The organism is Paractinoplanes toevensis (genome assembly GCF_018332695.1).
Lineage (GTDB): Bacteria > Actinomycetota > Actinomycetes > Mycobacteriales > Micromonosporaceae > Actinoplanes > Actinoplanes toevensis.
This window is the reverse complement of the sequence record NZ_BOQN01000067.1, coordinates 1-17,316: the sequence shown is the minus strand read 5'-3', so window position 1 is coordinate 17,316 and position 17,316 is coordinate 1. Positions and strand designations below refer to the sequence as shown.

The window sequence follows — 17,316 nt, the reverse complement described above, 5'->3', positions numbered from 1 at the left end:
TTCGCCTTCGTCGTAGTTTGACGACGCTGTCGTTCCTGGCCCCGGCACTGATCGGGATCGCCGTGTTCTTCGTCTACCCCCTGATCTCGGCGGTCTACTTCTCCTTCACGAAGTTCGACCTGCTCTCCGTGCCCCAGTGGGTAGGGCTGGACAACTACAAGCGGATGGCGGACGACCCGTTCCTGCTCCAATCCGTACGCAACACGCTGTGGATGGTGGCGGTCTTCGTCCCGGCCCGGATCATCGGGGCGATCGGCCTGTCGATGCTGCTCACCCAGCTGCGGCGGGGCGCCGGCTTCTTCCGTACGGTCTTCTACCTGCCGGCCCTGGTGCCGCCGGTGGCCGCCACCATCGCGTTCGTCTACCTGCTGAAGCCGGGCACCGGTCCGGTCGACCACTTCCTGGAGAAGATCGGGATCAGCGGTCCGCTCTGGTTCAACTCGCCGACCTGGGCCAAGCCGTCGCTGGTCCTGCTCGGACTGTGGGCCATCGGCGACCTGATGGTGATCTTCCTGGCCGCGGTGCTGGGCGTTCCGGAGAGCCTCTACGAGGCCGCGTCGCTGGACGGCGCGAACGCCTGGCACCGGTTCAAGTCGATAACCCTGCCGTCGATCCGCCCGGTGATCCTGTTCGCCGCGGTCACCGGCGTGATCTACACGTTGCAGTACTTCGACCAGGCGGCGGTGGCCGGCTCGATCGCCAGCGGGCAGGCCACCGTCGGGGCCGGGATCTCCCAGTCCTTCGGCTATCCCGAAGGCTCGACCTTCACCTATCCACTGTGGCTCTACACGGTCGGGTTCCGGTACAACGCGCTCGGCTACGCCAACGCCCTCGCGATCGCGCTGTTCGTGGTCGCGCTCGCGGTCACCGTGATCCTGATGCGCCGGGCCAAGGCCTTCTCCGGGGAGGAATCGTGACGACTCTTCTGGAGGCGCCGCCGGCGATCGCGGACCTGCCGGCCCGCAAGATCAAACGGCAGAACCGGCTCGCCTGGATCGCCAAGCACAGCATCGCGATCGTCCTGGTGATCATGTTCTTGACGCCGGTCATCTACCTCGTGCTGCTCTCGCTGATGACCAGCAACCAGGCGCTGACCAGCGATTACTGGCCCAACACCTGGCATCCCGAGAACTACGTCAAGGTGTTCCGGTCGACGCCGCTGCCGCACTACCTGCTCAACACGATGATCTACGCAGTGAGCTCCACGGTGCTCACCCTGGCGTCCAGCGTGCCCGCCGCGTACGCCCTGGCGAAGTTGAAATTCCGCGGCCGCAACGCCCTGTTCCTCACCATCATCTGCGTGATGATGCTGCCGCCGCAGGTGGTGACCGTCCCGCTCTACCTGATGTGGGCCCGCTACGGCCTGACCGGCTCGCTCGCGCCGCTGATCATCCCGGCCCTGTTCGGCGACGCGTTCTGCATCTTCCTGCTGCGCCAGTTCCTGCTGACCATCCCGTCCGAATACCTCGACGCGGCCCGGGTCGACGGCTGCGGCGAGTGGCGCACGCTGCTGCGGGTCGTGCTGCCGATGGCCCGGCCGGGCATCGCGGCGGCCGGCCTGTTCCAGTTCTTCTACTGCTGGAACGATTACTACGGCCCGCTGCTCTACACCAGCGAGAACGAGAACTCGTGGACGCTGACGCTGGGCCTGGCGTCGTTCCGGACCGTCCACCACGTCGACTGGAACCTGGTCACGGCCGCAACGGTGCTGGCCATGGCCCCGCTCATCATCATCTTCTTCTTCGCCCAGCGCGCGTTCGTGCAGGGCATCACGTTAACGGGGTTCAAAGGGTGAAAATTGCGGTTATCGGCGGTGGATCCACCTACACGCCGGAACTCGTGGACGGTTTCGCACGGCTCGGCTCGATGGTCGACGAACTCGTCCTGATCGACCCGGCAGCTGAGCGGCTCGAAATCGTCGGCGCGTTCGCTGCCCGGATCTTCGCTGCTCAAGGCCATCCGGGCAAGGTCACCTGGACCACCGACCTGGACGCCGGGGTCACCGACGCCGACGCCGCGGTGATCCAGCTGCGGGTCGGCGGCCAGCAGGCCCGGATCACCGACGAGACCTTCCCGCTCGAGTGCGGCTGCGTCGGCCAGGAGACGACCGGCGCCGGCGGCCTGGCCAAGGCGCTGCGCACGGTCCCGGTCGTGCTCGACGTGGCCGACCGGATCCGGCGCCGCGCCAAGCCGGGCGCCTGGATCGTCGACTTCACCAACCCGGTCGGCATCGTCACCCGCGCCCTGCTCGACGCCGGCCATCGCGCCGTCGGCCTGTGCAACGTGGCGATCGGCTTCCAGCGCCGCTTCGCCGGTTACCTGGGCGTCGACCCGTCCGCGGTGGTCCTCGACCACGTAGGCCTCAACCACCTGACGTGGGAGCGGGCAGCCTATGTGGACGGCGTAGACCGCCTCCCTGACCTGCTTGCACGGCATCTATCCGAAATTTCCGACGAGGTGGACATCGCCGCCGAGGTCCTCACCACCCTCGGCAACGTCCCGTCCTACTACCTGTCCTACTTCTACCGTCACGACAAGCACGTCCGGGAGTCCCTCGGCCAGCCCACCCGCGGGCAGCGCGTCGCCGAGATCGAGGCCGTCCTCCTCGACATGTACCGCGACGTGACCCTCGTCGAAAAACCGGCCCTCCTCGGCGAACGCGGCGGCGCCTACTACTCCGAGGCCGCCGTCGGCCTGCTCGCCTCACTGCACGGTCACGACGACACCTCGGTCCACTCGGTCAACGTGCGCAACAACGGCACGCTGCCCTTCCTCCCGGCCGACGCGGTCATCGAGGTCTCGGCCCGGGCGGGCCTCGATGGCCCGGCCACGCTGCCGGTCACCGCACTGCCGCCCGACCTGGCCGGTCTCATCACGCACGTCTGGGGGTACGAGGAACTCGCGATCGACGCCGCACTACGGGGTGGCCGCCAACGGGTCTACCGCGCCCTGCTCGCCCATCCCCTGATCGGCCAGCACGAGTACGCGGACGCCCTGACCGACAGGCTCATCGCGGCCGGTCGGCAGCATCTCGCGTGGGCCTCATGAGAGCGCTCTATCTGGCGGCCGACGGCGGCAACTCGAAGACCGACGTCGTCCTCGGCGACGCATCCGGCCAGGTCCTGGGATTCGTCCGGGGCGGCACGTCATCACCGCACAACATCGGCCTACCCGGCACGGTCGAGGTGCTGGGCCGGCTGATCCGGGACGTGCACGCCGACGCCGGCCTGCCGCTGGGCACCCCGATCGACACGATCGCCGTCTACCTGGCCGGCGCCGACCTGCCGATCGAGGTGAGCCGCCTGCACGAGGTCATCGCGGCCGAGGCGTGGGCCGGCACGACGATCGTCGACAACGACTGCTTCGCCCTGCTGCGCGCCGGCACCGCCATGCCGGACGCGGTAACGGTCGTCTGCGGCGCGGGCACCAACTGCGTGGGCCGCGCCGCGGACGGCCGGACCGCCCGCTTCCCGGCCCTCGGCCCGATCTCCGGCGATTGGGGCGGCGGCCACGACCTGGCCGACCACGCGCTGCGCGAGGCGGTCCGCGGCGAGGACGGCCGGGGCCGCTCGACAGCCCTGTCGGCGGCCGTGGCGGCCCACTTCGGCCTGCCCACGGTGGAGGCCGTCAGCATCGCGCTGCACCTGGGCGACCTGCCGATGGAACGAATCCACGAACTGTCCCCGTTGCTGTTCGCGGTCGCCGCGACCGGCGACGAGGTGGCCTCGGCCCTGATCGACCGCCAGGCCGCCGAGATCCTGGCCCAGCACCGGGTGGCCGCCGCCCGTCTGGACCTGCTCACCCGCCCGCACGCCCTGGTCCTCGGCGGCGGCGTGATGCGAGCCCGCCACCCCCAACTGAACGACCAGATCAAGGCCGGCGCCCGCCGCCAGGCCCCCCTGGTAGAGGTCTCCGTCCTGTCCACCCCACCGGTAACCGGCGCGGCCCTGCTGGCCCTGGACGCGATGGGCCGGGCCCCAGTCGCCGAGCCCACCCTGCGGACCGCCCTGGCCAACCGCACCCCCACCCCCGCCCCCCAGGTCCCCACCGTCACCCTCACCTCGACCACAGACCGAGCCACCCTTCCCGCCCCGACCGCAAACCTCACAGCGTTCCCGGGCCAGGTCGCAACGCCGGCCGCGATCCCCGCCCCGGCCGCGAAACTCGCGCGGCTCGATCCGATCGCGGACTGAGACGCCGGGGCACACGACCTGTGCCCCGCGAACGACGGCGCCGGCCCGGAGGTCCACCCCTCCGAGCCGGCGCCATCCTCATGTCAGCCGGCGCGCGGTGGGCAGGCGCCGGACGTGTCGTTCAAGAAATCGCGCACCTGGAAAGACCGTCCGCCTGGCTTCCGGTCAGCGCCTCGTCAAGATCAAAATGCTGGCCGCGGCCGCCAGCACCATTCCGGCGATCAGCGGAATCACCCCGCCGACCAGCGCGTAGACCGGCAACAGCAGCGGCGCCGCGAAACTCAGGTAGGCCGCCGCGGCCAGCGGCCGGTTACCCGTGCGCAGACCCGCCAGCGCCGGCGCCAGCCGCCCCGGCACGATCCGGTTGAGCCAGACGATCACGCCGACCAGGATGATCACGCCGATCAGGCCGGCCCAGATCCGGGAGATGCTCTCGTTGACCAGCATCATCCCGGCCACCACCACGGCGGCGATCAAGGTGGCGTTGGCTCCGGTCTGCGCGCCGCGGCGCACCGCGGCGGTCACGTCGGACGACATGTCGAGCACCGGCTTGCCGGGGCGGCTGACCTGACCGGTCCAGCTGGCCGAGGTGTGCGCGGGCGGTCCCTCCGGATCGGGCCGGTCCGGCGCCGGATAGGGCCGCGGGAACGGCGTCGGGTAGGCCCCGTCGTCCACCGTCGGCCCCGGCGGCCCGCCGTCCTCGGCCGGAACCGGCAGCGAGGCGTCGTCGGCCAGCTCTTCCAGTGCGGCGGCCCAGCGGCGGCGCTCGAACCGGACGATCCCGACGTCGTGCTGCGCCTCGCCGATCGCCGGGTCGAGGTCGAGGGCTTCCGCGTAGGCGCGCTGGGCCAGGTCGAACAGTCGCAGCCGGGCCGCGACGACGGCCAGCACCAGGTGCGCCTCGCCCTCGGCCGGCGCCACCCGCACCCCGTTCCAGGCCGCGTTCAGCGCTTCCTGCCCGTTGCGCGACTCGCTGAGCAGGGCCGCGCCGGTGCGCTGGGCATAGGCGTCGGCGGGCCAGCGGCGCAGGATGTCGGCGGCGACCCGGGCGGCCTCGGCGTAGCGCCGGGAGTCGGTCAGCGCCATGGCCCGCACGACCAGCGTCGGAAGGGTGCCCGGCGCCGAGGAGACGGCCCGCTCGGCCGCCGCGAGAGCCTCGGCCGGCTGCTCGGCGGCCAGGTGGATCCGGGCCAGGGTGGCCAGCAGTCCCGGCTCGCCGGGCGCCGCGGTCAGCCCGGCCGCGATCTCCTCGGTCGCCTCGTCGTAGCGGCCGAGATCGGCGAGCAGCAGTGCCCGCTGCCGGTACTCCTCCGGCGAGGTCTCGGGATCCAGTGGAGCGGCCACGGGTCGAGCGTAGGCGCCCGCCGCACCCCACGCGGGTCGGGGGCTACCGCGAGATCACCCGAGTGGGCGTGAGCCGGCCGACCACCCGCACCGCGCCGGGCGTAGGAATCCAGGGCTTCCCGTCATACTTCCGGCTCAACTCGTCGATAAGCGCGTCCCCGCCCTCTTCGACAAGCGCGACGGTCCCCTCGACGGTGAAATAGACGTACGGATCGGCCGGGTCGTAGGCGCACAGCGAAACCCGGTGATCGCGCTCCATGTTCCGCGTCTTGACCCGCCCCCGAATGGTCGAGAAAAGCACGTCGTCCCCGTCCCGCCGAACCCACACCACGGTCGACTGCGGGCTTCCATCCGCATTGATCGTGCTCAACACCGCAAAGGTGTTCCCGTCCACCAGCCGCCGCGCCGCCTCCGGCAATCCCACAGTCATACCCGGGATCTTGCCGGATCGCGGATCAGGGTGCGACGACGAGGTCGAGCGCTCCGAGCGACAGCCCCGGGTCAGGGCGCGGTGACGAGGGCGACGGCCGTGGCGGCGACACCCTCGCCGCGGCCGGTCAGGCCGAGGCCGTCGGCGGTCGTGCCGGACACGGTGACCGGTGCGCCGGCCGCGGCGGAGAGCACCTGCTGGGCCTCGGCGCGGCGGGTGCCGATCTTCGGGTGGTTGCCGATCACCTGGATGGAGACGTTGACGATCTCGAACGACGCGGCCCGCAGGATCCGCGCCGTCTCGGTCAGCATGGCCACCCCGGAGGCACCGGCCCACTCCGGCCGGCTGGTGCCGAAGTTGCTGCCCAGGTCGCCCAGCCCGGCCGCCCCGAACAGCGCGTCGCAGGCGGCGTGCGCGGCCACGTCGGCGTCCGAGTGCCCGGCCAGCCCCACCTCACCGGGCCAGAGGAGCCCGGCCACCCAGCAGGGCCGCCCCGCCGCGAACGCATGCACATCGGTGCCGATGCCGACCCGCTGATTGATCACCCGATCACGATACGTGCAGCAGCGCCTCGGCCAGGATCAGGTCGAGCGGCCGAGTGATCTTCATGGCCAGCTCGGACCCCGGCACGCAGGTGACCGGCACGCCCGCTTTCTCCACCAGCCCCGCGTCATCGGTCAGCGGGTCGGCCGCCGCCGCGTGCGCGGCCGCGAGAACGTCATACCGAAACCCCTGGGGCGTCTGCACGCTGCGAAGAACCGCCCGGTCCACGGTCCCGAGAACGACTTCGAGCGGAGGACCGGAATCGGCGGGCCCGGCCGCACCGGGACCCACTTCTTTGATCGTGTCGACCACCGGGAGGACCGGGATCACCGCGGGATGGCCGGCCCGGACGGCGGCGGCCACCGACTCGATCAACTGCGGCGGGGTGAGCGCGCGGGCCGCGTCGTGCACCAGCACGATGCCGACACCGGCCGGCACCGCGGCCAGCGCCAGCGAGACGGACTCCTGCCGTTCGGCACCACCGGCCACGACGGTCACCGGAGCGACCGGGGCAAGCAGTTCCTGAACGGCTTCCACCTCGCCGGCGGGGGCGGCGACGACGATCGCGCGCACCGATCCGGCGGCGGCGATGCGCCGGATCGCGTGCACCAGCAGGGGCTCGCCGGCCAGCAGGCGGAGCGCTTTCGGACCGCCCGGCCCGAGTCGCAGCCCCGCACCAGCCGCTGGAACAAGGACCGCGACGTCACCCCGAGCATTAAGCTGCGCGGTCACGTCGCGGTCCTGTGCAGAGATGGTGTTGTCGAGGCGTCGTCAGGCCTCGGTGAGGACCTTGTCGAGGAGAACCTCGGCCTCGTCCTTGGTGCTCTTCTCCGCGAGAGCAACCTCGCCGACCAGAATGTCGCGGGCCTTCGCAAGCATGCGCTTCTCTCCGGCCGAGAGACCACGCTCGCGCTCGCGACGCCAAAGGTCACGAACAACTTCGGCAACCTTGAGGGGGTTACCCGAGGCCAGCTTCTCGAGATTGGCCTTGTAACGCCGCGACCAGTTGGTCGGCTCCTCGGTGTGCGGAGCGCGGAGGACGTCGAAGACCTTGCCCAGGCCTTCCTCGCCAACCACTTCGCGCACGCCGACGATTTCGGCGTTCTCAGCGGGCACCCGAACAGTCAGATCACCCTGGGCAACGCGCAGAACGAGATACTGCTTTGGCTCGCCCTTGATGACCCGAGTCTCGATTGCCTCGATGAGTGCGGCCCCGTGGTGGGGGTAAACAACGGTCTCGCCGACACTGAAAACCATAGGTTCGAAGCCCCTTTCGCTGTGTCTAGGGTAACACGCTCAGGCAGCTATGTCCCGCCCAGCCGGTGACTGTTAGTGCAGCTCAGGGGCCTTGTGACGGGCCTTTCTACGGCTTGACAGAAGCGGCGGGAGCTGCCTCGGTGACGCTATGTGACGATTGCGTGACCGCTTTGACCAGCGAGTCGGATATTTCGCACCTACGGCGTTTGTGAGGTCAAGCTTATCGCTAAGGTCCGGAAGCGCGCACTACTGGCGGTTCGGCCGAGGTTAAGGGAGGCTGGCAGTGGGTCCCCGACCGAAGAACCAGTGGGTCGGCCAGGGGGGAGGGTGAGTCATGGCTGGTTCGAGCGATAACGGCGGCGGATGGTCGTCGAACGGCGGCTCGCCGGATGATCTGCCTGATCTCCCCGAGGAGTGGGGCGTGATCGTCATTCCCGACGATCTGTCCGAGCTTTCCGACGAGGTCGAGGCCGTGCGCGCCGAGCTGCGCGCCACCCAGAGCCCCTCCCGCTGGCGCCGCTTCGCCGATCGCCCGGTGATGCGCGGTCTTCGCAAGATCGCCTCCGGTGCGGTCCGCGCCCCTGTTCTGATCATCTCGATGGCCGTGCTCGTGACCGTGGCCAGCCTCTTCGCATCGGCCTGGCCCGGGCCGGTCCTGCAGCCCAACACCCAGCGCACCGCGAGCACCACCAACGTCCGCACGAGCGCGCTGCCCGCCCTCGAGCTGATCAACGCCGACGGCCAGGCCGTCTCGCTGCGCCACGACCTGCCCGTCGTGATCCTGCTGATCGAGGGCTGCGACTGTGCCACGCTGGTCGCCGACACCGTCGACGCGGTCCGCCCCGAGATCACCGTGATCGCGGTCGGCGGCACGGTCGTCGCCTCGGCCGGCACCATCCCGCCGACCGGCGCCACCCCGCAGGCGCAGGGCAAGACCGTGCGGGTGCTGCACGACCCGTCCGGCAGCCTGCGCACTCAGCTCAAGCTCGGTTCGCCCGACGGCACGGCGGCGGCTCTGCTGGTCAACAAGGACGGCGAGATCATCCGGACGGATGCGCGCACCGCCTCGATCGAGACATTCCGCCCCGATCTGGCCCGCCTCTAGGAACCGGCCTGCCGCAGCAGGGAGTAACGAAAGACGACCGGCCCCGCGTCGTTGACGGACACATTCATCCGAAACTGTCCGGCTGAGCCCACCGTGAAATCGGAGCTCTGCCGATCATCGCCGCACGAAAGCCCGCGCCCGGTGTCGGTTCCCGCGTCGCCGAGGCTCACCCGCACCTGACTCTGCTCGCCGCCCACGCAGAGCACCGTCACCAGGTACTCCCCGTTACCGACGTTGGCCGTCAGCTCACGGTCGCTGTTGGGCGCGAGAGGCACCGTGTGGGCCTCCTCCTGCTGGTCGATGTCCGGCAGCAGTCGCTCGGCCGTCGCACGCCACTGCTCGATCTGCGGATCGGCCTCCGCCCGCGGCGCGGTCGCGAACCACCAGGCGCCGCCACCGGCCAGCAGCAGGGCGGCACACGCATACAGCACGACACCCCGGTCCCGCTCCCCCATCACGCTGTGACTGTAGAGGTCTCGAGCAGAGTTCCGTACAGCGTGAGACCCGGCCCGAAGGCCAGCATGAGAACGCGACGCGGCGGCGCCGCACGGCGGCGCAGCGCGTCCAGCACCAGGAGCACGGTCGGAGAGGAGCAGTTTCCGTACGCCGTGAGCACCGCCCGCGAGGGAGCCAGCGCCGCCTCGTCGAGGCCGAGCTGCTCGCCGACCACGTCGAGGATCTTCGGGCCGCCCGGGTGCACGGCCCAGCCATCCACGTCGCCGATGGTCAGGCCGTGCCGGGCGAGCAGATCGACGACGAGACCGCGGACGTGCACGGCGAGCACGTCCGGCACCCGGGGCGACAACCCCATCCGGAAGCCACGGTCGGTCACCTCCCAGGTCATGTGGTCGGCGGTCGTACTGTCCGTGACCGCGGCGACCTCGCGTACCGCGTACCCGCCGCCGTCTCCCGGCTTGAGCACGACGGCGGCCGCCGCGTCGCTGAAAAGCGCATGGGAAACGATCTGTTGCACGTCCGCCCGCACCGCGGGCGGCTGCAGGTGCAGGCTGGTCAGCTCGGCGCAGAGCAGCAGGGCGGGCCGGCCGCGGGCCACCACGAAGTCGGCTGCCGTGCCCAGGCCGGGCAGCGCCGCGTAACAGCCCATGTGGCCGACGAACAGCCGCTGCAGGTCGGGCGCCATGCCCAGGTCGCGGGCGAGCAGGATGTCCAGGCCGGGGGTGGCGTAACCGGTGCAGGAGCAGACCGCGAACAGGCCGATCTCGTCGGCGGTCAGGCCCGCGTCGGCGATCGCCCGGGCGGCCGCCTCCTTCCCGAGCGGGATGGCCTCGGCCTGGTAGCGGCGCATCCGCTGTTCGGTCGACCAGTTGGCGACGTCCTCCAGCAGCGGGCTCACCGCGGCCTGCCGGGTGCGCACCCCGGAGTTCTCGAAGATCCGTTTGGCCAGGGCGCGACGTGGACCCGAATATTGGTGCTGGAAGTAACCGTCCCAGATCTCGCGCTGATCCACCGAGGGTGGCAGTGCGATGCCGAGCCCCGCGATGGTCGCGTAGTGCTCCACGTCGTCCTCTCCTGTTACCAGCGCGGGGCGAACCCCTCCGAATCGGGATCACCGCCGAGCGCGTCGACGCCCAGCCAGTCGGCGCAGACGTCACTGGTGGCCGGTTGCAGGGAACCGGCGCGGGCGTCGCGGTAGAGGCGTTCCAGCGGGTGGCCGCGGCGCATCGCCGAGGTGCCGGCCGCCTCCAGCATCGACGCCGCCACCTCGGCCGCGGTCGTGCCGGCCAGCAGCTTGGCCCGCCACACCCAGCGGTTCGTCTCGGCGTCACCGGGTGCCGCGTCGACCCGGCGGGCCGCCTCCAGCACCGCCAGGTGGGCGGCCGCGACCGCGGCGTCGGCCCGGCCGATCCGCGCCCGGATGGCCGGCAGGTGGCCCAGCTTGCGCTCGTTGACGTGCTCGATCGCGGCGTCCACGGCGGCCCGGGCGACGCCCACGTAGACCGCGGCGTAGCTGGCCACCATCCAGTGCGGCGCGAGCTGGGCGACCACCAGGGCGAGACCCTCCACGCCGCCGAGCAGGGCATCGGCCGGCACGGTGACGTCGACGTGCAGGTCGTGCGAGGAGGTGGCGCGCATGCCGAGGGCGTCCCAGGTCTCCTCGACCCGCAGGCCGTCGCCGGGCGGCACCAGGAACTGCGACACCCGGGTCGGGTCGGCGCTGCTGCGGGCCGCGACCAGGTAGGCGTCGGCGTGGCCGGCGCCGGAGCAGAACGTCTTGGCGCCCTCGATCCGGTAGCCGTCGTCGACCGCGGTGTAGCGGGTGGACATCTGGGACAGCCGGGAGCCGGCCCCGCGTTCGCTCATCGCCACCGCGTACCACGACCCCTCGGCCGCCGCCCGCAGGTAGGCGTCCCGGGCGGCCAGCGCCGACGGTGGCAGCCCGAGTGCCTCGGCCAGCTCGTCGGTGACCCCGCTGAGTGCCCCGGTGACCGACGCGTGCATGTTGAAGACCAGGGCGGTGGCCCCGTTGCCCCGGGCCAGCTCGTAGGCGATCGCCGCGTAGTCGGCGAAGCCGGCCCCGGCCCCGCCCAGCCGCTCGGGCACCATCAGCCCGAACAGGCCGGCCCGGCGCAGATCGGCGAAGTCCTCGGCGGGGAACGTGCCGTCCCGGTCGTGCGCGGCGGCCCGGGCCGCGAACCGGGGCACGAGCCGCCTCGCCTCGTCGATCATGAGCGCTCCCCCTCTTTGCGGCCGGTCCCCTGGTAGAGCACCGCGGTCAGCCCGGTCGGCACGATCCGCCCGCGGGTCGGTCGCCGGCGCAGCCGCCAGCGCACGACACCGCCCAGCGTCGGCCGGGCGCCGCGCACGGTCAGCCGCACGCCGTGGCGGGCGAACTCGGCGATCAGCCGGCTCGGCCGCACGAACAGTGACGCATCGTGAATCCCGGGCGGGGCGAGGCCCAGCCACTCACCCGCTGTGATCGTGATGAAGCGACTCAGCGCGTTGTCGTTCACCGTGTCGATCACCACGAGGCCGCCCGGCCGCAGCACCCGGGACAGCTCGGCGACCGTCCCCGGCAGGTCGGTGACGTGCTCGAGGATCTCGCCGGCCGCCACCACGTCGGCCGTTCCGGAGGCCAGCGGCAGCGCCGTGACATCGCCGTTGACCGGCTGCACGCCGTGCGAGGCGGCCAGCCGCAGCCCGGTCCGCCCGAGATCGACACCGATGTGCCGGTAGCCCTTGCCGGCCACGTGCGGCGCCATCAGCCCGCCCCCGCAACCGGCGTCGACCAGCACCGCGCCGGCCCGGCCGGCCGGCGGGATCAGGGCCGCCCGGGCCTCGGCGAGCCAGTGCAGCATTTCGAACCCGCCGCCCGGGTGCCACCACTGGTCGGCGAGTTCGTCGTATTGGAGCGGATCGTTACGAGGCATCGACCGCATGTGATCGACTCTGGCACGCATCCGGCACATCCACCACACTGGCCGCATGAAACGCGCGCTCGCCCTGATCAAGGCTTCGCATCCGGAGCCGGGCGGCGCGGTCACCGTCGCGATGACCCTGCTCGCGGCCGGCGCGGGCCACCGTGGCTGGGCCCTCCCGGGGATCTTCCTGGCGGTGGGTGCCACCCAGCTCTCGGTGGGCTGGGTCAACGACTGGCTGGACGCGCCGCGCGATCGGGTCGCCGGGCGCGGGGACAAGCCGATCGCCACGGGCGCGGTCGGCCGCCGTACGGTCGGGGTCGCCGGACTGCTCGCCTCCCTCGCCGTACCCTTCCTGGCCTTGCCGTTCGGCCTCCGGCCGACGCTGATTCTCGTCGTCGCCGCGGCGTCCGCCCTGCTCTACGACTGGCCGCTGAAGTCCACGGTGTTCTCGGTGGTGCCCTACCTGGTCACCTTCGGACTGCTCCCGGCCTTTGTGATCACCGCGCTGCCGGGCGACCCGACGCCGCCGGCCTGGCTGGTCGCCGCGGGCGCCCTGCTCGGCGGCGGCGCCCACTTCGCCAACGTGCTGCCCGACCTGGACGACGACGCGGCCACCGGGGTGCACGGCCTGCCGCATCGCCTGGGCGCCGCCGGCTCCGCCCTGGCGGCCGCGTTTCTCCTGCTCGGCGCGACTCTCACGCTGGTCTTCGGACCGTCCGGGCCACCGTCGTGGTCCGGCTGGTCGGCCGCCGCGGCCGCCGTCGTGGTCCTGCCGCTCGGTTGGTACGCCGCCCGGCGCGCGACGGGACGCCGGGTGGCGATGTTCCGCGCGGTGATCGTGGTGGCCCTGATCGACGTCCTTTTGCTGATCTTCTCGGGCCCGGTGGTGTGAATGGACGGGTCGGCGCACGAGCCCGATCTCGGACCGATAGCCTGAGTCTCACGCCATTGGTGTCTTTACTTGGAGGATCGTGATGCGCTCGCTGGGAACCCGCCGCGTCGCACAGGCCGCGGGTGCCGCGATGGTCGCCGTGATCGCCCTCGCCGGCTGCTCGGCCGGGCAGGTGGCCGAGACCGCCATCCTGAAGGCGCCGGTCTCGGGCCTCAACACCCAGAGCCCCGACGGCGCCCTGCTCGTCCGCAACCTCCAGGTGATCTACAACAACCCCGAGGGTTACGAAGCCAACGGCACCGCCCCGATCGAGCTCAGCCTGTTCAACCAGACCGAGCAGCCGATGACCGTGACGATCACCAGCAAGCCGCAGCAGGAGGCCACCGAGGGCGTCGTCTCGGCGCAGCAGATCGGCCTGAGCGGCGGTGCCGCCGCGGCCTCGCCGAGCGCCAACCCGGAGCCGTCCGGCAGCCGCCCGCCGGCCAACTCCGGCCTCCCCTCCGAGCAGGTCGAAGGCCCTTCCGCCGGCACGTCGTCGGAGCCGGCGGCCCCGGCCGAGCCGGCCGAGGCAGCGCTCCAGCCGGCCAAGATCACCATCCCCGGGCTGAGCAGCGCCACCTTCCTGCCGCAGGACGACGAGATGCTGGTGGCCTCCGGCCTGAGCGGCAAGCTCCGCCCGGGTTACTCGCTGAGCCTCACCATCCAGGTCGACAACGGCCAGACCCTCGACGTGGTTGCCCCGTTCGGGGTCCCGGCCTCCCCGGTCTCGCGCGCTCCGGGTATCGAGGGCGAGAACTCCGAGGAGTAATTGTCGTACCCCCCGGCTAACTTGACCGGGTGACCACCTCCCGCACGGCCGCCAAGGCAGCCCGCCCCGCCTACGTCTGCGACGCCTGCGGGCACCAGCCACCGAAATGGCTCGGCCGGTGCACCGAGTGCGGCGAGTGGGGCTCGGTGATCGAGTCCACGGTGACCAGCCCACTGGGTGCCGGGCGAGTGGTCAGCTCCCGCCTGCCGGCCGAGCCGGCCCGCCCGATCGCCACGATCAGCGCGGCCCCCGCCAAGGCCGTGCCGACCAACGTCAGCGAGCTCGACCGGGTGCTCGGCGGCGGCCTGGTCCCCGGCGCGGTGGTGCTGCTCGCCGGCGAGCCCGGTGTGGGCAAGTCCACACTGCTGCTCGATGTCGCCCAGCAGTGGGCGGCCGGCGCCGGCACACCGTCGCTCGTGGTCAGCGGCGAGGAATCGGTGAGCCAGGTCCGCCTGCGCGCCGAGCGCCTGGGCGCCCTGCACGACAAGCTCTACCTGGCGTCCGAGAGCGACCTCGGCGCCGTGCTCGGCCACCTCGACGCGGTCAAGCCCGGCCTGCTCATCCTCGACTCGGTGCAGACCATCTCGGCCCCCGGCACCGAGGGCGTCCCCGGCGGCGTCACCCAGGTCCGCGCGGTGACCTCCGCCCTGGTCGGGGTGGCGAAAGAGCGCGGCATCGCCACCGTCCTGGTCGGTCACGTCACCAAGGACGGCCAGGTCGCCGGCCCCCGCGTGCTCGAGCACCTGGTCGACGTCGTGCTGCACTTCGAGGGCGACAAGCACTCGTCGCTGCGCCTGGTCCGCGGCGTGAAAAACCGCTACGGCGCGGCCGACGAGGTGGGCTGCTTCGAGATGCACGAGGGCGGCATCACCAGCCTGGCCGACCCGTCCGGCCTGTTCCTCACCCGCTACCAGGAGCCGGTGCCCGGCACCTGCGTCACGGTCGCCATGGAGGGCCGGCGCGCCCTGGTCACCGAGGTGCAGGCGCTGATCGGCGCCGAGGTGCAGGGCAGCCCGAGGCGCACGGTGTCGGGCCTGGACAGCGCCCGGCTGGCCATGGTCCTGGCGGTCCTGGAGCGCCGCACGAAACAGCTGAAGCTCTACAACCGCGAGGTCTTCGCCGCCACCGTCGGCGGCATCCGCCTGACCGAGCCCTCGGCCGACCTGGCGATGGCCCTGGCCGTGGCGTCCGGCGGCCTCGACCTGGCGATGGCCCCACACCTGGTGGCGATCGGCGAGGTCGGCCTGACCGGCGAGATCCGCCGGGTCGGAGCGGTCGGCCGCCGCCTGGCCGAGGCCGCCCGCCTGGGTTTCAAGGAGGCCTTGGTGCCGCCCGGCTGCGACCCCGAGGGCACCGCGCCGAAAGGGATGCGGGTAACGGAGGTCTCCGACCTGCGAGGCGCACTACAGGCCGCAGCCAAGGCCTCCGCCGGGTGACACAGCGTGATGTTTCATCACGCTACGGAGCATTCATCGAACCACGGCTCGTTGGCCTGGATGACATTCCGTAGAATGTACAGGTGCCGCTCGACCGCGATGGTTCCAAGCCCGCTGCCGCCACCCCGACGCCGCGACCCGGCGTCAACGGTTCGGCGCACCGCGCCGCGTCGACGACGTCCACCCCGGGCCTCTCCGGCGGCGGCGTGACCGCCGATCCGCTACGCGCCAATCTGGCGCTGATGGCCCCCGGCACAGCCCTGCGCGACGGCCTGGAGCGCATCCTGCGCGGCCGCACCGGCGCCCTGATAGTCCTGGGCCACGACGCCGTCGTGGAGAGCATCTGCACCGGCGGCTTCCCGCTCGACGTCGAGTTCTCCGCCACCCGCCTGCGAGAGCTGTGCAAGATGGACGGCGCCGTGGTCATGAGCAGCGACGGCACGAGGATCGTCCGGGCCGCCGTGCACCTGATGCCCGACCCGTCCATCCCGTCGGAGGAGTCCGGCACACGGCACCGCACCGCCGAGCGCGTCGCGAAGCAGTCCGGCTTCCCGGTGATCTCGGTGAGCCAGTCGATGCGCATCATCGGCCTCTACGTGAACGGCCAGCGCCACGTCCTGGACGACTCGGCCGCCATCCTCTCCCGCGCCAACCAGGCGCTGGCCACGCTGGAACGCTACAAACTCCGGCTGGACGAGGTCTCCGGCACCCTGTCGGCCCTGGAGATCGAAGACTTGGTCACAGTCCGTGACGCTGTCGCGGTAGTCCAGCGACTAGAGATGGTCCGCCGAATCGCCGACGAGATCTCCGGCTACGTGGTCGAGCTCGGCACCGACGGCCGCCTACTGGCCCTGCAGCTGGACGAGCTGATGGCCGGCGTGGACGCCGACCGCACCCTGGTGATCCGCGACTACCTGCCCACCGGCCGCAAGGCCAGGACGCTGGACGAGGCTCTCGTAGAACTGGACCTCCTGTCGGCCACCGAGATGATCGACCTGGTAGCGGTGGCCAAGGCGATCGGCTACCCAGGAGCGTCAGACGCCCTCGACGCGGCCGTGTCGCCGAGGGGTTTCCGCCTGCTGGCCAAGGTCCCGCGCCTCCCGTCCCAGATCGTCGACCGCCTGGTAGACCACTTCGGCAGCCTGCAGCGCCTGCTGGGCGCCACAGTAGAAGACCTACAGGCGGTAGACGGCGTAGGCGACGCAAGAGCAAGGGGAGTCCGAGAGGGCCTGTCCCGCCTGGCCGAGGCGTCAATCCTGGAGCGCTACGTCTAACGCAACCTGACCGACCGGATCCGGCATATCAGATATGTCCGACCGGGCAGATGGACGGCGGACGGACCCGAGGTCGGCGGGAAGCGATCGGGCGGAGGCGCGCGGCAGGCCGGAGGCCGGCAGGCAGCCCGAGGCGGGCGGAGGCCGACAGCAAGCCGGAGGCCGGCAGGCAGTCCGAGGTGGGCAGGCGGCCCGAGGCGGGCGGAGGCCGACAGCAAGCCCGAGGTGGGCGGGCAGCCCGGGGCGGGCGGAGGCGGGCGGCAGGCCGGAGGCCGGCAGCAAGCCGGAGGCCAGCAGGCAGCCCGAGGCGGCCGGACGCGCGCAGCAGGCCGGAGGCCGGCAGCAAGCCGAAGGCCAGCAGGCAGCCCGAGGCAGGCGGACGCGCGCAGCAGGCCGGAGACAGGCGGCTGGCGGCTGGCGGCTGGCGGCTGGCGGCTGGCGGCTGGCGGCTGGCGGCTGGCGGCTGGCGGCTGGCGGCTGGCGGCTGGCGGCTGCATCAAACGCAAGCACCGCCCATTCACGCCACAACCAGCGGTTTTGGGCTTGGGTGATCTCCTTGCGGCGGCACGCCCCAAAGATCGCGCCGGTGGGTGGCGCGCAAGCGGGTTTTGCTTGTGGGCCGCCCGCCGGTGTGATCGCCTCAAGTGCCGCCGC

Annotated in this window: 18 protein-coding genes; 9 read left to right on the top strand and 9 right to left on the bottom strand. The window is 71.7% G+C overall.

Features of this window, described 5'->3' with window-relative positions; translation table 11 throughout:
* Positions 1-17 precede the first annotated feature (17 nt).
* The 4 genes from Ato02nite_RS26255 to Ato02nite_RS26240 are packed head-to-tail and all read left to right on the top strand — an operon-like array spanning position 18 to position 4,193.
* Positions 18-917 (top strand): carbohydrate ABC transporter permease, encoded by a 900-nt coding sequence (locus Ato02nite_RS26255; RefSeq protein WP_246607431.1) that lies wholly within the window; start codon positions 18-20, stop codon positions 915-917.
* Positions 914-1,795 carry a carbohydrate ABC transporter permease gene (locus Ato02nite_RS26250; RefSeq protein WP_246607430.1) on the top strand — a complete coding sequence of 294 codons (882 nt, stop codon included), beginning with the start codon at positions 914-916 and terminating at the stop codon, positions 1,793-1,795. Before Ato02nite_RS26255 ends, Ato02nite_RS26250 begins: the two co-directional genes overlap by 4 nt.
* On the top strand, positions 1,792-3,048 hold the full coding sequence (locus tag Ato02nite_RS26245; RefSeq protein WP_213009293.1) for a family 4 glycosyl hydrolase: 1,257 nt from the start codon (positions 1,792-1,794) through the stop codon (positions 3,046-3,048). Before Ato02nite_RS26250 ends, Ato02nite_RS26245 begins: the two co-directional genes overlap by 4 nt.
* The gene (locus Ato02nite_RS26240) at positions 3,045-4,193 is read left to right on the top strand and encodes an N-acetylglucosamine kinase (protein ID WP_246607429.1); all 1,149 of its coding nucleotides are present in this window, start codon (positions 3,045-3,047) and stop codon (positions 4,191-4,193) included. Before Ato02nite_RS26245 ends, Ato02nite_RS26240 begins: the two co-directional genes overlap by 4 nt.
* Before the next feature lie 165 nt (positions 4,194-4,358).
* Here Ato02nite_RS26240 and Ato02nite_RS26235 read toward each other — a convergent pair whose 3' ends face one another.
* The 5 genes from Ato02nite_RS26235 to Ato02nite_RS26215 all read right to left on the bottom strand — a co-directional run bounded on the left by Ato02nite_RS26235 (position 4,359) and on the right by Ato02nite_RS26215 (position 7,767).
* Entirely contained in the window at positions 4,359-5,537 is a 1,179-nt protein-coding gene (locus tag Ato02nite_RS26235) for a tetratricopeptide repeat protein (protein ID WP_213009292.1), read from the bottom strand.
* 43 nt (positions 5,538-5,580) lie between these two features.
* Complete coding sequence (locus Ato02nite_RS26230; RefSeq protein ID WP_213009291.1) at positions 5,581-5,967, bottom strand: PPOX class F420-dependent oxidoreductase; 387 nt, start codon at positions 5,965-5,967, stop codon at positions 5,581-5,583.
* Positions 5,968-6,038: 71 nt separating this feature from the next.
* Positions 6,039-6,512 carry a 2-C-methyl-D-erythritol 2,4-cyclodiphosphate synthase gene (gene ispF / locus Ato02nite_RS26225; RefSeq protein ID WP_213009290.1) on the bottom strand — a complete coding sequence of 158 codons (474 nt, stop codon included), beginning with the start codon at positions 6,510-6,512 and terminating at the stop codon, positions 6,039-6,041.
* 4 nt (positions 6,513-6,516) lie between these two features.
* Positions 6,517-7,242: a 2-C-methyl-D-erythritol 4-phosphate cytidylyltransferase gene (ispD, locus tag Ato02nite_RS26220; protein ID WP_213009289.1), complete on the bottom strand. Its 726-nt coding sequence runs from the start codon at positions 7,240-7,242 to the stop codon at positions 6,517-6,519.
* 39 nt (positions 7,243-7,281) lie between these two features.
* On the bottom strand, positions 7,282-7,767 hold the full coding sequence (locus tag Ato02nite_RS26215) for a CarD family transcriptional regulator (protein ID WP_026206027.1): 486 nt from the start codon (positions 7,765-7,767) through the stop codon (positions 7,282-7,284).
* Positions 7,768-8,101: 334 nt separating this feature from the next.
* Here Ato02nite_RS26215 and Ato02nite_RS26210 point away from each other — a divergent pair, with 334 nt between their 5' ends.
* Positions 8,102-8,872 carry a hypothetical protein gene (locus Ato02nite_RS26210; protein WP_213009288.1) on the top strand — a complete coding sequence of 257 codons (771 nt, stop codon included), beginning with the start codon at positions 8,102-8,104 and terminating at the stop codon, positions 8,870-8,872.
* On the opposite strand, the gene Ato02nite_RS26205 is transcribed toward Ato02nite_RS26210, so the two are convergent.
* The 4 genes from Ato02nite_RS26205 to Ato02nite_RS26190 are packed head-to-tail and all read right to left on the bottom strand — an operon-like array spanning position 8,869 to position 12,270.
* Positions 8,869-9,327 (bottom strand): DUF6023 family protein, encoded by a 459-nt coding sequence (locus tag Ato02nite_RS26205; RefSeq protein WP_246607443.1) that lies wholly within the window; start codon positions 9,325-9,327, stop codon positions 8,869-8,871. The genes Ato02nite_RS26210 and Ato02nite_RS26205 overlap by 4 nt on opposite strands.
* Complete coding sequence (locus tag Ato02nite_RS26200) at positions 9,327-10,391, bottom strand: type III polyketide synthase (RefSeq protein ID WP_213009286.1); 1,065 nt, start codon at positions 10,389-10,391, stop codon at positions 9,327-9,329. Before Ato02nite_RS26200 ends, Ato02nite_RS26205 begins: the two co-directional genes overlap by 1 nt.
* A 14-nt stretch (positions 10,392-10,405) precedes the next feature.
* A complete protein-coding gene (locus tag Ato02nite_RS26195; RefSeq protein WP_213009285.1) occupies positions 10,406-11,560 on the bottom strand; it encodes an acyl-CoA dehydrogenase family protein in 1,155 nt (384 codons plus the stop codon).
* Entirely contained in the window at positions 11,557-12,270 is a 714-nt protein-coding gene (locus Ato02nite_RS26190; RefSeq protein WP_438873074.1) for a methyltransferase domain-containing protein, read from the bottom strand. Before Ato02nite_RS26190 ends, Ato02nite_RS26195 begins: the two co-directional genes overlap by 4 nt.
* Before the next feature lie 46 nt (positions 12,271-12,316).
* Here Ato02nite_RS26190 and Ato02nite_RS26185 point away from each other — a divergent pair, with 46 nt between their 5' ends.
* The 4 genes from Ato02nite_RS26185 (at position 12,317) to disA (ending at position 16,662) form a co-directional block, all read left to right on the top strand.
* Positions 12,317-13,144, top strand: coding sequence for a UbiA family prenyltransferase (locus tag Ato02nite_RS26185; protein ID WP_213009283.1), 828 nt, complete (start codon positions 12,317-12,319; stop codon positions 13,142-13,144).
* Between the two features lie 82 nt (positions 13,145-13,226).
* Positions 13,227-13,952, top strand: a complete 726-nt coding sequence (locus tag Ato02nite_RS26180; protein WP_213009282.1) for a hypothetical protein — start codon at positions 13,227-13,229, stop codon at positions 13,950-13,952.
* Positions 13,953-13,981: 29 nt separating this feature from the next.
* A complete protein-coding gene (gene radA / locus Ato02nite_RS26175) occupies positions 13,982-15,388 on the top strand; it encodes a DNA repair protein RadA (RefSeq protein ID WP_213009281.1) in 1,407 nt (468 codons plus the stop codon).
* An 83-nt stretch (positions 15,389-15,471) separates the two neighbouring features.
* Complete coding sequence (disA, locus tag Ato02nite_RS26170) at positions 15,472-16,662, top strand: DNA integrity scanning diadenylate cyclase DisA (RefSeq protein ID WP_213009280.1); 1,191 nt, start codon at positions 15,472-15,474, stop codon at positions 16,660-16,662.
* Positions 16,663-17,316 lie beyond the last annotated feature (654 nt).